Genomic DNA, 16,468 nt, shown 5'->3' on the forward strand with positions numbered 1-16,468 from the left:
TTCTCCATTTTTTGGCGTCAAAAACCGGTAACTAAAGTCTTGTTTTTTACAAGATTAAAGTAAGCAAGTTATCTCCTAGGCTATAGGTAAAGTGCAAAAATTTCAATCAAACTTATTTTATTTTTAAAATAATTCTAATTTTTATAACTTTCTGATGATAAATCTTCCCCTTTTTTCCTGCTTATAATTTGAGAAAAAAACGACAGAAAATCATCGATATCTTCAGAAGTTGTGCCACGTCCTAGCGAAATGCGAATGGCACCATTTGGAACATGATACCCCATTGCCTCCAACACTTTGCTTTGTTTTACTTTTCCCGAAGAACAGGCAGAGCCGGATGATAAAGAAAACCCTTCTAAATCAAAAGCAATTTGCATCGTTTCAGCTTTTATATTTTTCACGGTAAAGTAAGTTGTATTTGGCAAACGTTGAACTCTTTTGCCAAAAATCTCAACATTTTTACTTATTTTTTGTAGTCCAGCTTCTAATTTATTGCGTAAATATATTAACTGTTTTATTTCCTCCTGTGTGAAGCAATCAGTCATTGCTGCCCCAAAAGCAGCAATAAGGGGCAATGCTTCTGTTCCTCCACGGAGACCTTTTTCTTGTCCTCCCCCAATAATAAGAGGGTGTGGCATGAGAAGATTACCACATGAAACAAAAGCACCGATTCCTTTAGGACCGCCAACTTTATGTGCAGACAGTATAAAAAAGTCTCCTCCTAGCTGATGAATATCCACAAAATTTTTATCTACATATTGTGTCAAATCAACTATAAGAGTGCCTCCTAAATCCCGAACAATAGCGGCGATTTCTGTTAACGGTTGAATAACACCCGTTTCACTATTTGCAGCTTGAATAGCAACAAGAGGTAAACCTTTTGTTTTATCGTGAACCGTTAAGAGTGATGTTAATTTATCTTGTTGTATGAGCCCATCTTGATCAACATCAATGACGCTTATCAATTCTTTAGAAAAACGTCCTCCCTCTGCAACAGAGGGATGTTCAGTCGCTCCAAGGTAAAGATGAGAAAATTTAACTTTTGCTTTCCCCATATTGTAAAAAGGTGTTAACAAAGTCATTGCGGCTTCACTCGCACCAGAGGTAAATACCACGTGATCTGGATCTGTTTTAAGATTTTCAGCGATTTGCCGACGGGCCTTTTGCAACAAAGTTTTAGCGGCACGCCCTTCCTTATGAACCGATGATGGATTACCAAATATCTCTAAAGATTCCAGTAACGCTATCCGTGCCACTTTTTTGAGTGGTGTTGTTGCGTTATGATCAAAATATCGGCGTTTTATAACCATTTTACATCGCAATCATTAATCTTATGAATTGATTGAAAAAATAGCGCATTTTTCTTGAAAAGTGCACTAAAAAAAGAATATCTAATAATTATTTAAGAGATTCTATGGTAAAAGTCGACCAGGGTCAAAGAGAGCCTTTTATTGCATTAAGGAGCATTTTATGCCAGAAATTATTTTTAACGGTCCCGCGGGTCGGCTCGAAGGGCGTTATCAACCTTCACAACAAAAAAATGCACCCATTGCGATCATCTTGCATCCTCATCCCCAATTTGGTGGAACTATGAATCATAAAATTGTCTATGACCTTTTTTATATGTTCCAACAACGTGGCTTTACAACTTTACGTTTTAACTTTCGTGGTATTGGTCGTAGTCAGGGTGAATTTGATTATGGAATAGGAGAACTTTCAGATGCTGCTGCTGCTCTCGATTGGGTTCAAACACAACATCCAGACTCTAAAAATTGTTGGGTAGCAGGATACTCATTTGGAGCATGGATTGGTATGCAGCTTTTAATGCGCCGACCGGAAATTGAGGGATTTATCTCAGTTGCCCCTCAGCCTAATGTTTATGACTTTTCATTTCTTGCACCTTGTCCCTCTTCTGGACTTATCATTCATGGCGGTATCGATAAAGTTGCCCCTCCAAAAGATGTTCAAATACTTGTCGATAAATTAAAAACACAAAAAGGCATCATCATTACACAAGAAATATTGGAAGAAGCTAATCACTTTTTCAGTGGATGTCATGAAGAACTTATTGAACGATGTGCCCACTATTTGGATAACCATATCTCCAATGAACTTCTCGCTCCTCCTCCTGAAATACTTTCACTAACTTAGGAACATACGATAGATTTATAAAAAATTAGCAAAAATCGTCTCTGATCATAACAAAGTAATTTTTTTAGTCTGCATTTAAAACTTTTCTAAATTTTATTTCAGGATAGAAATGAGAATAACAGCATACCTGTTTTCTATCACTGAAAAGTCTCTTTTTTAGCGTAAAAAGGAAATAATACCTGTATTATTATCTTTATATTACCAATATGTCTCTTTCTCTTGTGAGGTGTGTGTCAGTTATGATAGATAACGCATTAATAATTCATTATATAATCGCCTATTATATAAAATAATGCACTCTTAAATTAGGAAATTAAATCTGTGTTTGCCTTTAAATCTGATTTTTTACACATTATGAGCGAGCGTGGTTTTATCCACCAAATTTCAGATGAAAAAGGCTTAGATGATCTTTTTTCAAAAGAAACTGTAAGCGCTTATACTGGATTTGATCCAACAGCATCGAGTTTACATGCTGGAAGTCTTCTTCAGATTATGATGCTTTATTGGTTACAAAAAACGGGTCATCGCCCCATTGCTTTAATGGGCGGAGGGACAGGATTGATTGGTGATCCTTCCTTCAAAGATGAAGCGCGACGCCTTCTGACACAAGATGATATTGCTGCAAATATTGATGGTATTAAAAAGGTATTTGCTAACTATTTGACATTCGGTGACCGAGAAACCGATGCTTGTATTGTGAATAATGCTGAATGGTTATGCAATTTAAACTACTTAGAATTTTTGCGTGATGTAGGAAAGCATTTTTCTGTCAACCGTATGTTGTCATTTGATTCTGTCAGACTCAGACTTGAGCGTGAGCACTCTTTGTCATTCTTAGAGTTTAATTATATGATTCTGCAAGCTTATGACTTTGTTGAACTTTATAAACGTTATGGGTTGCGTATGCAAATGGGGGGCTCTGATCAGTGGGGCAACATTATTAACGGAATCGAATTAGGACATCGTTTAGGAACACCGCAATTATATGCGTTAACATCACCATTGCTGACAACCTCTTCCGGTGCCAAAATGGGTAAATCATTGAATGGGGCTGTATGGCTAAATGCGGATAAACTTTCACCTTATCAATTTTGGCAATACTGGCGCAATACAGAAGATGCTGATGTAACACGATTTCTAAAGCTCTATACTCCATTGCCGATGGATGAGATTCTTAAACTTTCTCTATTACAAGGAACTGAAATTAACGAAGCAAAAAAAATTCTTGCAACAGAAATTACAGCAATGTTGCATGGACGTGTTCTTGCTGATGCAGCAGCAGAAACGGCTCGCAAGACGTTTGAAGAAAAAACTCTGGGAGAAAATCTTCCAACTGTTGAAATTAATGCCTCAGAATTAAAAAAAGGTGTTGGATTGCTCACTCTTTTAGTACAAGCAGGACTCGCTAGATCTAATAGTGAGGCACGCCGACACGTTCAAGGTGGAGGTGTCCGTGTAAATGATCAAATTATTGAGGATGAAACACATCTTATTATTGAAGGGGATGTCAGTGCAGAAGGAACCATTAAACTTTCTTTTGGTAAGAAAAAACATGTTGTGATGAAACCAGTATAATCTTTTGCTGTTTTGTTTATGTTGTTCACGTCGAGCTTGTTCTTTCAATTCAATCGTTGTGATAGGGCAAATTTTGTTAGGGAAATAAAAGTCTCTTCAAAACGATAAAATTCTAGAGAGTTGAATAGTTCTTTTCTTCTGTGTACTCTGATATTTTATACCTGTTACACAAAAAAGAAAGATGAAAACAATGACAAGACCAATGAAAGGTGCTCTTGCTCCTGATTTTACTTTGCCGCGCGATGGAGGAGAGACAGTGTGTCTTTCTGACTTTAAAGGAAAGCCTGTTGTTTTATATTTTTATCCAAAAGATGACACCAGTGGTTGCACAAGTGAAGCACTTGATTTCACAAAATTAAAGATGAAATTTGATGAAATCGGTGTTTCTGTTATTGGAATCTCTCCAGATAATGTAAAAAAACATGATAAATTTAAAATAAAACATGAACTTGATGTCATCTTGGTTTCTGATGAAGAAAAAACGACCCTCGAAGCTTATGGTGTTTGGGTTGAGAAAAGCATGTATGGACGCAAATATATGGGAGTTGAACGGAGCACTTTTTTAATTGATGCAAATGGAATAATAGCAGAAGAATGGCGCAAAGTAAGCGTATCTGGGCATGCTGAAAATGTTTTAGCTACTGCAACACTTTTATATCATAATGGTAACTTGTAAATTGAGTGTTTGATTTACCTTCAAAAGCAAAAGTTATTCTCCCTAATTGATTTTAGTTTTTCAACGGATTCAATTTTTACAATATATTGATTTATAAGGATAATGAATTGTTTTACATTTATATTAGTCCCCCGAATATCGCAAAATTTTCTGATTTCAGATTCTTCCTATCACTTGCAATATCATAAGCAGAATTAGCGTGTGAGAAAAAGTTGAAGAAAGGAACAAGAAAATCCCCCTTTAAACCTTTAAAGTATCAAAGGCTATATAACATCACAGCATCCATGAAACGAACAGCTTAAGAAAAAATCTACATGGCTTGAAGGAAGGATATATAATTAACGAATATCCTCAATTTCTTTGTCTTGTCCATAAATACGCCGTGCGAGTGCTGCCTCTATAAATGCATCTAAATTACCATTAAGTACGGATTGTGGATCCGTATTTTCAATTCCTGTACGCAAATCTTTGACAAGCTGATAGGGTTGAAGAACATAAGATCTAATTTGATGCCCCCATCCAATTTCTGTTTTAGAAGATTCAGCAGCATTGGTTTCTTCTTCTCTTTTTTTAAGCTCTTCTTCATAAAGCCGTGCACGCAACATCGACCAAGCCGTAGCGCGATTTTTATGTTGAGAACGCTCTGTTTGACATTGAACAACAATACCCGTTTTTATATGTGTGATGCGAACAGCAGAATCTGTCGTGTTAACATGTTGTCCTCCTGCTCCAGATGCACGATATGTATCAATACGCACATCTGCCTCTGAAACATCAACTTCAATATTGTCATCAATAACTGGATAAACCCAAATGCTCGCAAAAGAGGTATGGCGCTTTGCATTCGAATCAAATGGAGAAATCCGCACTAAGCGATGAACACCTGATTCTGTTTTTAACATTCCATAAGCATTATGCCCTTTTACAAGAATAGTCGCTGACTTTATTCCTGCCTCTTCTCCATCATGAATTTCTAAAATCTCAACCTTCATTTCATGCTGTTCAGCCCATCGCATATACATACGTAAGAGCATAGAAGCCCAATCTTGGCTTTCTGTTCCCCCTGCTCCAGCATGAACTTCTAAATAGGTATCATTCGGATCTGCCTCTCCTGAAAGAAGTACGTCAATTTGCCTTTTATCTATCTCATTTTTAAGATTACGTATTGATCTTTCTGCATCAGCGACAATTTCCACATCACTTTCTTCTTCGCCCATCGCAATAAGCTCAATGCATTCTTCAAGTTTTTTTGTAAATGATAAAAGACCATTGATTGAATTATCAAGACGTTGACGCTCACGCATCATATCCTGTGCTCGTTGTGCATCATCCCATAATGATGGATCTTCCGCTTTTTGATTAAGATATTCAAGACGCTTTAGTGATTGATCCCAGTCAAAGATGCCCCCTTAGCAATTGTATTGCTTTCTGGATTTCATCAACTAATGTTTCTATTTCTGCTCGCATAATTTAACACCGTATTTTTAAAAACTCTTTTTGTTTGTATCTCTTAGCATTTTATACAAATTTAATAGCTGCTATCAGAAAATGGTACAGTTCTATCACTCTATTTATAGAACCGACATTGTAAAAAAGAGATAAAAACCATGACTCATGGCAAAAGGAGATTTTGTCGATTAATACAGCCCACCTGTCCCACTTTCAAGTGCTTTGTTGACTTGTGGAGAAGTCGTTACTGCAGGAACACCTTCTTGAAAAGAATTTGTACTCCCAATAACTTGATATATATCAGCAGGCCCAGTCCCTGGTTTAAATGCTTCTATAATGACATCTTGATCTCCTCTTTCGGCAAGCATTCCTGTTTTCCGATTAATTGGCATTAAAATCATACCTTTTGGCATCTTAAAGGGAACATCTGGCTTCCCTTTAAGAGCATCTGCCATAAAATCACCAAAAATAGGTGCAGCTAATGAACTTCCTGTTCCATTATATCCTAACGGAGCTGGTTGATCATAACCGACAAAAATACCAACGACAATGTCAGGAGTAAATCCCATAAACCAGACATCCTTAGAGTCATTGGTTGTTCCTGTTTTAGCAGCAATATGTCGATTAAGATAACGTAAACGTGCCGCAGTACCACGCTGAACAACCCCTTCCATCATCGATGTAATTTGATAAGCCGTCATAGGGTCAAGAACTTGATCTCGCTCATCAATCAATGTGGGTTCACTTTGATTATTCCATGAATTCGTATTACAATTTTCGCAAATACGATCATCATGACGATAAATTGTCTTCCCATAACGATCTTGAATTCTGTCTATCAGAGAAGGTTTAATAGAGCGTCCGCCATTGGCAATAACGGAATAAGCTGTAACCATTCGTAATACTGTTGTTTCGCCAGCCCCTAAAGCCATGGGAAGATAAGGCTGCAATTTATCTACGATCCCAAAGCGTTCTGCATATTCAGCGACAAGAGGCATTCCCATATCATTGGCAAGCCGTATTGTCATAAGATTACGAGAACGCTCAATACCATAACGCAACGTTGAAGGTCCTGCAAAGGTACCCCCATAATTTTTGGGTTGCCAAACTTCACCATTATATTGACGAACTTCAATGGGGCCATCTAAAACAACGGATGCTGGTGTATATCCGTTATCAAGAGCTGCTGCATAAACAAAAGGCTTAAAAGCAGACCCCGGTTGTCGGTAAGCTTGGGTTGCACGATTGAATTCAGATGCTGCAAAAGAAAATCCTCCCACCATAGCAAGAACGCGCCCTGTATGAGGTTCCATAGCAACAATTGCACCTTCAACCTTTGGAATTTGTTGTAAACGATAAGTGTTGTTTGTATTGGATAGTTTTTCAACAAAAATGACATCCCCAACTTGCAGAACATGAGATAAGCTCTGAACAGTTTTTCGATAACCATTTTCTTTTACAACATGGAGTGCCCATTTTGAATCAGCTTCAGATAAAACAGCAATTTCCCGTTTTTTTGATAATATACCTGAAGCTTCGCGCTGTGGCTGTAAACCAATCTCTACTTTGTTGGAATTAGTAGAAAGAACAACAGCTAAACGCCATTCAGGAACATCACTTAGCCCTGTGATATCTGCAAGTTCTGTCCCCCAATCACCTTTCTCATCAATATGCGCATAAGCTCCACGCCATCCTTGCGCATGATCAAATCTAATTAATCCATCGTGCAAAGCACGTCGCGCAATAAGTTGTAAATGCGGATCAAGCGTTGTACGAATGGAAAGCCCACCTTCATAAAGTGTTTTAGCCCCATAGCGATGTATTAAACGACGCCGTACTTCTTCAGTAAAATAATCAGCCGCAAAAACATAGCTATCACTCCCACGTATTGTCGCTCCTAAAGGTTTAGCTTTCGCTTTTTCACCTTGTTCACGCGTTACATATCCATTTGCAATCATCCGGTCTATAACCCAATTACGCCGATCAATAGCACGTTGTGTATTCTTAAATGGATCATAATTTGCTGGTCCTTTTGGAAGAGCAGCCAAATAAGCACATTGTTCTAGCGTCAGGTCATTGACGGATTTATTGAAATAGGTCAATGAAGCAGCAGCTATGCCATAAGTGCCACGACCCAGATAAATTTCATTGAGATAAAGTTCGAGAATATGATCTTTTGAATAAGTTTTCTCAATACGCATTGCTAAAATAGCTTCCTTAAATTTACGTTCTAACGTTGTTTCTGAACTTAAAAGGAAGTTTTTAGCGACTTGTTGCGTTATAGTTGATGCACCCTCTGGACGTCTTCCAGAACCAATATTACGAATATTATTGATCAAAGCTCGAGAAAGTCCTTCAGGATCTAAACCAAAATGATGATAAAAGTTTTTGTCTTCAGCCGAAATGAAAGCATTTATAACAAGCTTTGGTATTGATTGAATCGGTAAATAGAGGCGATGTTTTGTTGCAAACTCTGCCATAAGACGGCCATCAGAAGCATGGACACGGGTCATTACCGGCGGCTCATAAAGTGAAAGAACTTCATAATCAGGGAGTGCATTTGCTTGACCACTGGTCATAACACCCCACGTTATTGCACCATAAAGTCCAATAGCAATAAAAAAACGAAGAAGATATCTTAAAAAAATCATCATAAAAACGGCTATCGCTTTCTTAAGAATTAATTAAAGAAAAAATACGTTACTTCAAACACACCAAGTGGATATCACCACAAGATTGAGATCAAGAGAAATTGTTTTCTATCTTTTATTTATACCAGGGTACACTAGAAGCCCATATTGATACTCTATTTTCTCATAAATTTAAAGAGGCTGTATCATTTTCTGCCTATAATCAGCAAATTGACGAATAGAATGAGCAATAGAGGCTGCCATTTGTTTTCTCCAATGAGGATCATTTAATAACTTTTCATCCTCTTTATTGGATAAATAACCTATCTCTATCAAGACTGAGGGTATATCTGAAGCTCTTAAAACTTGAAAATTAGCATACCGATGTGGGTTATTAATCAAGTTAATATGATTCTTTGATAAACTTGAAATAACACTATTTGCAAAATTAACCGAAAATGTATGTGTTTCACGTCGTGTAAGATCCATCAAAATATCTGTAACTTCGAGCGTTTCATCTGCAGGCAAACCATCAAGCAAATCAACTTTATTTTCATTTTCAGCTAAAGATTTTGCAATGGCATCAGAGGCTTTATCTGATATGGTATACACTGTGGCACCGCGAAGAGAATGTAGATCAATCGTATCTGCGTGAATAGATATAAAAAGATCAGCATCAAACTCTTGCGCTTTTTTAACTCTTTCACTTAGTCTTAAAAAAATATTGGAATCTCGTGTTAAAGCAACGGTAATATGAGAATCCTTTTGTAATTCGTCTCGCAATGCACGCGCAAAGTCTAAAGTCACATCTTTTTCTAAAATTCCAGTAACACCCCGTGCACCACCATCAATACCACCATGACCAGGATCAAGAACAACACGGAAATTATATGCTGGCATTAACTGTGTTTTTGTATCAAAATTGCTTCTTTGCTGTTTTTTTAATATCTCATCAAATTTTTCTTGTGTACTTTTACGAATATCAATCAGCAACTGCCATAAACCATTATTTAATTTTTTTACGACATTTTTTTCAACCACAAAAGCCGTTTTACTTGTCAAAATAATGCGTGAAGTCTGTATGTCAGAGAAAGCATAACGCACATCTGAAAGCATAACGGATAATGTATTCCGTTTCTTTAAAGGCGTATTTTGCATCGAAAAGTCAATTGTAGGTAAATTGATAACCAAACGTGCGGGCCTGTCCAAAATCTGTAAACGAACATTTGGTTTTGAATTAAAAACCGCAATAATACGCGTATGAATACTATCACCAATGGTTCGAAAATTAATAAGTCTCAGAGGATCTGCGGCTTGAACACTAGTTTGGAGTAGCAAAAAAGATAATAAAAAGTATGTGACGAGCACAATAACATCCCCATAAGCTGTTTTCAGCTTTTTGGTAAAAAAAACTCTTATCATAAGCAAAATACTCTACATTACCTTTGTAATAATTTATCTTGGTTACATAAAACGATACACCAATTTATTATCTATTTTTCAATAAAAGCTAAATAAACACCTCAAAACGAAATTAAGGTCATAAAGATATTATAATTATACATGATTTACATTGTTACTTGCCAAACGCATGATATCAACATAAAAGAATATTTATGCTTCCTAGCTGATAATAGTCATCTAAATTATCTGTAACTCATATTAAGTTGTCTTTAGAAGTTTTTTGTCTATTATGCGTTGAGACTTTTTTATGGATGAAAAATTTCTATGTTGTAACATTAGGATTGCATTACTTAAGATTCGTTGGTTCGGATATCCGAACTGTTTTAAAGATTATTTTACCGGAGACTTTTAAGAAAATATGAGTCATAAAAAACAGATGGAAATAATGATGAGAAATGGTGTAAATGCAGTCATGCCTTTGCACGTGGTGTTTCGTCCTGTTTTTCTGGTACCTCCCTTTTATGGCAGACAGCCTTTTATGTTTACGAATAGTTATGGCATTCGTTTGAATAAAATTGTGCATGTCGCCTTCAGGATATTAACTTATGTCAAACAAAATGCTTATAGATGCCTCCCATCCGGAGGAAACACGTGTTGTTGTTGTTCACGGCAACAAAATTGAAGAACTTGATTTTGAATCAGAACATAGAAAACAGCTCAAGGGGAATATTTATCTCGCACGTATTACGCGTGTAGAACCGTCTCTCCAAGCGGCTTTTGTTGAATATGGTGGAAACCGACATGGTTTTTTAACATTTTCTGAAATTCATCCTGATTATTATCAAATTCCTATTGCTGATCGCCTTGCTCTTCTTGAAGAAGAAGAAAAAGAAGCTGTAGGAGAAAATTCTGTAGATACCTTTACGGAAGAAGCAACTAAAAATAAAAAACGCTCCAGAAGAACAAAAAAAAGTGAAAAAAACAATGTTATAGCAGCCGATATTGAAAATGATATCACATCTGAAGCGATAATAATTGATAATACAGAAGAAGCATTAAATGCCAATATCTCTTATGATGAGATTGAAATGGTCGGTGCTGAGGACATCCGTGAAGAGCTCCCGATTTATCAAAGAAAACAAGGGCGCCAGTATAAAATTCAAGAAGTCATTAAACGACGTCAAATTTTGTTGGTACAAGTTATCAAAGAAGAGCGTGGTAATAAAGGTGCTGCCCTTACAACATATCTATCTCTAGCTGGTCGTTACTCTGTTCTAATGCCCAACACAGCACGTGGTGGTGGTATTTCACGAAAAATTACGAACGTACAAGACCGTAAGCGTCTTAAAGAAATCGTAAAAGAATTAGCCGTTCCAAAAGGTATGGGCGTTATCTTACGAACCGCTGGTGCCAATAGAACAAAAGCTGAAATTAAACGTGATTATGAATATCTTATGCGGTTATGGGATACTATTCGCACTTTGACACTCGAGTCAACGGCACCATGCCTTGTCCATGAAGAAAGCAATCTCATCAAGCGTTCTATACGAGATCTTTATAATAAGAACATTAGTGAAATTCTTGTCTCTGGAGACCAAGGATATCGTGAAGCGAAAGACTTTATGCGTATGCTCATGCCAAGTCATGCAAAAGTTGTGCAACCTTACCGTGATCCTACGCCCATTTTTGCAAGAAATAATATTGAAATTCAACTTGATAAAATGTTGCAACCACAGGTTTCTTTAAAATCTGGTGGTTATCTTGTTATTAATCAAACAGAAGCACTTGTTGCTATTGACGTAAATTCTGGCCGCTCTACGAAAGAATTCTCTGTCGAAAAGACAGCCTTACAAACTAACCTTGAAGCTGCTGAAGAAGTAGCGCGTCAATTACGCTTGCGTGACCTTGCTGGTTTAATTGTGATTGATTTTATTGATATGCTTGAAGAACGCAATGTGAAGCTGGTCGAAAAAAAATTAAAAGATTGTTTAAAAAACGATCGTGCTCGTATTCAAGTAGGTCATATTTCACACTTCGGCCTTTTAGAAATGAGTCGTCAACGTATTCGCATATCGGTTTTAGAAAGTACGACACAGCCCTGCCCACATTGCGCAGGAACAGGAAATATACGTTCTGAATCATCAATTGCGTTACATGTCATGCGCTCAATTGAAGAATATCTTCTTCATAATTCGCAACATAATATTATCGTGCGCACCCCCGTAGCAACAGCGCTTTATGTATTAAATCATAAACGCAATATTCTTGTTAATTTAGAAGATCGCTTTAAACTTAATATTAGTATTGAAGCAGATGATAGTATTGGAACGCAACATCTTGTTATTTCTAAAGGCTCAATAGCAGAGAGCATTTCTCGATCTTCATTGGAAGATGCCAATGAGCAAGAAATTGAAGATTCTGTTTTCATAAAGAGTGAATCTATTGAAAATCCTTCTCCCATTGAAACAAACCAAAAGCGTCGGCGCAAAAATCGTCACGGTGAAATTACTGATCATTCTCTCTCCAACGTTCATAAAAAAGAAGATACTTTGAATGATGATTCTTATCGTCGAGGACGTCGTCGAGGACGTCGTGGTGGTCGACGCAATCAAGATAATAATTTTCATCAGATTCGCGTTCCTTATGCAGAACCAGTAGGAGATTTTGCTAAGCAAGCTTTAGCAGAAATTAAAGCAGCGCATCGCAAACGTCGTGTTTCACCTGTTAAATCTTTTGAACTTGAAGAAACAAAAAATAATACACAAGCTCTAGATATACAACAACAGAGTGAATCTGAAAAAAATGATACAAGTATTAAACCTAAAAAACGTAAAACACGTTCTTCAAAAGTAGTAGAAAATCAACTTTCTTTAGAGAATGATCAAAATATTGCAGAACAAAAATCTCTTGAAGAAAAACCTACAACCAGTCCGGTGCGTAAAACTAAAACAAAAAAAGCAGACAAAGCTATTCATGAGGTAGAAGATAAAGCTCTTGAAAAGAGTAAAAAATCAACACGTGGAACACGTAAAAAATCATCTTCTAAAGAGACAACGCAAATACAAAAAATATTAGAGCAAGAAACTGTAATCGAGATGGAGAAAGTTATCGAAACCTCTCCTTCCCAAATTGAAGAAACAATTAATCAACCCGTTGTTATTTCATCAACGCCTAATGATTCTTCCAAAACTGAACGTATTGGTTGGTGGAAACGTAGAACTCTTTCGAAAAATTAAGGATTAAAAAAACCGCCACAGAAAACTGTGGCGGTTCAAATAAACAATTATAGAAAACGTTTTGACCAACTTTTATGGTGTGGTTTTATTACTTTTGTTTCGCTTTTTCTTGCTCAGCCCGCATACGCTCTTCAATTTCTTTTTGCTTTGATTGAATGGCTTGCTGCAGCTTTATTTGTTCTTGTTGGAAATCTTTTTCCTCCATACCAGGACCAGTATAGGCTGCTGTAAACCCATTAAGAGAAAATTCAATAGGATTAGCTGAACCACGGAAATTAACTGTGGTTACAACCATTTTTGTACCACTTTTCATAGCTGCTATAAGCTTATCATCTAAGACATCATTAGCAATACAACTTGGTCCATTACAAATAATATAAGGAATTTTTTTAGAGAACTCGTCACCAATTTTAATGTGAACACCTTCTGGCAAAAAACGACCTGTAGGTACTTGAATACCTATACGTTTCTCATTTTGCTTCCCTTTTATTTCAACAAGATTAAAAGCCGTTAAAGGTTGTCCCGTATTCGATAATACAGTATTCATTGTATTACAAATATCAACATCATGCTGCTTACTGCAAACTTTGTACCAACCTTGTGATAAAGTTTGCGCATTTGCAGAAATACCAGCTATAAGAAAAAGGGCAGCGGCTCCAACTAATACTGAAACAGCAGAATAAACATTTTTATGCGACATGATTAAGTTAATCCTTTCAACGCGCTCTTAAGTAACTTCAAAAAAATATTAAATATAATTCCAACTTAATTTATTAAATTATAATGAAATAACAATTAATTTTACTATTTTTACTTCAATATAAAAAAAAAAGTCAAATTTAGAGAAAAAAATACGACGAGCCATTCTAATTTTTATACACTCATATCATTTCCCCTCTTCATCACATTGGTATTTGATGCAATCTATCCATAAAACACCTCTGTGCATTTAAACTAAGATTACACAAACGAATCAATATTGCAATATTAATTAAAATAAACTCTGATACTACTCTAAAAAATTTACTAATTAAAATTTTTACATTTATTACTCTTCATGTTAAGCTTATAGAACCTTAGCAACAGGTGTTGTAATGCAGGAAGCTCCAAAATATCAGATAAATTTTACTGTTTTCCTTATGTGCCTCGTGTGATACACAAAAACAAAATTATCTACGATATTATTGAAATATTTAATGAATTAAAACCACTGATTGTCTAAAATTTCTGCATAATTGTAAGAGAGCTTTTTGCTAATGAACAATTTTCTGCCCTTGTTTACAAAATAATGGTGATACGCTTTTGTAATAAAAATTTTATATTCCATAGCGTTTAACTAAACAGTTTAGTTTAAAAATACGCTACTAAAGAAGTGCTTTTTTCTTAATTAAACAACACATTTTCTTAGAGAGAAAATCTATAACTGCTGAAAATATTTTATTTATAATAAACTTTCTTAAAATATAATAACATATTAATTTATAATAATAATTTATCTTTTTTCTATTTCTATATTGTATGAAAGATCCTAATAGCGCAAACCTCTCTTATATTGAATCAATAAAATTTATCCACTTGTACATCACAAGCGGAGTTAGTTTTATAGATAAAACTACTGAACAAAGGCCCCCCCCCTATGAATCATCTCACGTGCCCAAAGCCATAATAAATTTATGCTTATATATTATACATCTATTATTGCATCTCTGTACAAATATCATCTCTCAGCTTTATAACGTGAATAAAAAATGTAGCTTTTATCAATTTATTTTAAGTTATTTCTCAAATAAAAGAAGCTTCTAAAATGATAAATTCTTTTCAGCTTTCACAACATCAAAGATATAAATCGTTAATGATTTAAGTTTTAAGAAAAAATGAATTCAAAGTATCATTTTGTTTCCCTATATAACACAATTTAGATCTATAAAATATTTCTCTTATCGTATTAATGAAACAATATTTATGATATGAGATGTATCGTCATTAAAATAATTAATCAGATAAAAATAAAAAACTACAAGCACAAAAAATTATGCATAAAAAGAAAACATAAAAAAGATATATGAGTTTATTATTTAATATATATATTAAATCTTATATGATAAGAATAACAGATAATATATTACGTGTATAATATTATTTTATTATAAATAATAAGTAATAACTCAAAAAATAAAATATATTATTACTAATATGTTTTAACTATTGTTTAGTATATCAGCTTAATTTCTCTGTATTTATATGAGTAAATTTTTAATTGAATAACTCTTCAACATGGGAACGCATACGATTCATAATACTCTTTCTCTTTTCTGGCAGCATTATATTATATATTTCTCTCGTGCTTCTACATAATAAAGGAGCAGATTTTACATTCGAAGGATTGCGCATCACCATATCCTTTATACCACTAATTATCTCTTCTTCAAAATCTGAGACACTAATCACCATTCGTTCTTCAAAGTGCTTTATTAATTCAGGATCTATTGAATTGATTGCATCTTTTGCCCATCTAAAATCTTTTTTCCTCCAACCAAAATCTTTCCGTAATAAATCCCCTATATCACTGTCCAACAGACTCTCTTGAATTTTACAAGAAAGAACCATAAAGGGATAGAGTCGTATCGTTTCATCAATCGCTCTATCGTTAAGAGTTTCTACATTTGCTGTATCATCACTCATTCCTAATTCAGAAGCGCTTCGAGACCTTAGATATTCTGTTGCTTTACTTAATTTTCTTTCATACTCTCCTACTCTATACTCTCTTGCCCTATGCGCTCTATATGCTAAATTCTCCATTTCTTGCGCTAAATCACTTAGTTTTGAAGAAAGCTTATAACGCTCTTCATTAAGGTCTCCGTGTTCTTGTAGCAGCTTATCATGTTCTATATTATGAGAACGTATTTGCGAAAGTGTTAAATCAGCAAATGTCTTTTCAATGAATTTCATCCTCTTTTCAATAACTTGTAGTCTTTCTTTAATACGCTTATATTTCTCATCAAGCGTTAAACCAGAAAGAGATAATTCAGTTAAGCTAAACTCAGCGTGAGCGTTTTTTACGCCATATATCAAAGTGAGTAATAAAAAGACGATAGTTAGACACTTTTGTAATGAAGAAAGCATGCTATCTTTACCTAAATTTTTTCTTTCTAAAAAATTTACAGGAGCTTATTAGCTTATTATATGCAAGTGCTATTTAATGCGGTTAAACCGTCTAATCTATTTTCTTCATTATATCAATACGTATATAATAAAGACTAAATAAATATATAAAGGGTTCTTTATTATAAACTTAAATTTTATTCTTATAAAAAATCAATAACTTTTTGTTTTTATAGAATAATTTT

10 protein-coding genes are annotated in these 16,468 nt (G+C 35.0%); 4 read left to right on the forward strand and 6 right to left on the reverse strand.

All coding sequences use genetic code 11. From position 1 onward, the window contains the following. Positions 1 to 134: 134 nt before the first annotated feature. A complete protein-coding gene (locus ACFINH_RS04375) occupies positions 135 to 1,310 on the reverse strand; it encodes a cysteine desulfurase family protein (protein ID WP_375629814.1) in 1,176 nt (391 codons plus the stop codon). A 160-nt stretch (positions 1,311 to 1,470) separates the two neighbouring features. Between ACFINH_RS04375 and ACFINH_RS04380 the strand changes: the two genes are divergently transcribed. The 3 genes from ACFINH_RS04380 to ACFINH_RS04390 all read left to right on the forward strand — a co-directional run bounded on the left by ACFINH_RS04380 (position 1,471) and on the right by ACFINH_RS04390 (position 4,402). Beyond that, the gene (locus tag ACFINH_RS04380; protein ID WP_375632240.1) at positions 1,471 to 2,151 is read left to right on the forward strand and encodes an alpha/beta hydrolase; all 681 of its coding nucleotides are present in this window, start codon (positions 1,471 to 1,473) and stop codon (positions 2,149 to 2,151) included. 321 nt (positions 2,152 to 2,472) lie between these two features. Then, complete coding sequence (tyrS, locus tag ACFINH_RS04385) at positions 2,473 to 3,726, forward strand: tyrosine--tRNA ligase (RefSeq protein ID WP_375613442.1); 1,254 nt, start codon at positions 2,473 to 2,475, stop codon at positions 3,724 to 3,726. 190 nt (positions 3,727 to 3,916) lie between these two features. Then, complete coding sequence (locus ACFINH_RS04390; RefSeq protein ID WP_375628092.1) at positions 3,917 to 4,402, forward strand: peroxiredoxin; 486 nt, start codon at positions 3,917 to 3,919, stop codon at positions 4,400 to 4,402. A 338-nt stretch (positions 4,403 to 4,740) separates the two neighbouring features. Here the strand turns inward: ACFINH_RS04390 and prfB are convergent. The 3 genes from prfB to ACFINH_RS04405 form a co-directional block, all read right to left on the reverse strand. Next, positions 4,741 to 5,869, reverse strand: a protein-coding gene (gene prfB / locus ACFINH_RS04395) for a peptide chain release factor 2 (RefSeq protein WP_375632241.1) whose coding sequence is annotated in 2 segments (ribosomal slippage) — positions 4,741 to 5,799 and positions 5,801 to 5,869 — 1,128 coding nt in all. Because the reading frame shifts where the segments join, the coding sequence is not laid out codon by codon here. Between the two features lie 170 nt (positions 5,870 to 6,039). After that, positions 6,040 to 8,505 carry a penicillin-binding protein 1A gene (locus ACFINH_RS04400; RefSeq protein ID WP_375632242.1) on the reverse strand — a complete coding sequence of 822 codons (2,466 nt, stop codon included), beginning with the start codon at positions 8,503 to 8,505 and terminating at the stop codon, positions 6,040 to 6,042. Positions 8,506 to 8,673: 168 nt separating this feature from the next. After that, positions 8,674 to 9,903, reverse strand: a complete 1,230-nt coding sequence (locus tag ACFINH_RS04405) for an N-acetylmuramoyl-L-alanine amidase (RefSeq protein ID WP_375613445.1) — start codon at positions 9,901 to 9,903, stop codon at positions 8,674 to 8,676. A gap of 587 nt (positions 9,904 to 10,490) precedes the next feature. Between ACFINH_RS04405 and ACFINH_RS04410 the strand changes: the two genes are divergently transcribed. Further along, positions 10,491 to 13,121, forward strand: a complete 2,631-nt coding sequence (locus ACFINH_RS04410) for a ribonuclease E/G (protein WP_375632243.1) — start codon at positions 10,491 to 10,493, stop codon at positions 13,119 to 13,121. A gap of 88 nt (positions 13,122 to 13,209) precedes the next feature. On the opposite strand, the gene ACFINH_RS04415 is transcribed toward ACFINH_RS04410, so the two are convergent. Both ACFINH_RS04415 and ACFINH_RS04420 read right to left on the reverse strand, forming a co-directional pair. Further along, complete coding sequence (locus ACFINH_RS04415) at positions 13,210 to 13,821, reverse strand: invasion associated locus B family protein (protein WP_273791265.1); 612 nt, start codon at positions 13,819 to 13,821, stop codon at positions 13,210 to 13,212. A 1,553-nt stretch (positions 13,822 to 15,374) separates the two neighbouring features. Beyond that, positions 15,375 to 16,244, reverse strand: coding sequence for a hypothetical protein (locus tag ACFINH_RS04420; RefSeq protein ID WP_375632244.1), 870 nt, complete (start codon positions 16,242 to 16,244; stop codon positions 15,375 to 15,377). Between the last annotated feature and the right edge of the window lie 224 nt (positions 16,245 to 16,468).

Origin of the sequence: Bartonella sp. AA74HLJMH, assembly GCF_042197045.1 — a bacterium.
Classification (GTDB): Bacteria; Pseudomonadota; Alphaproteobacteria; order Rhizobiales; family Rhizobiaceae; genus Bartonella.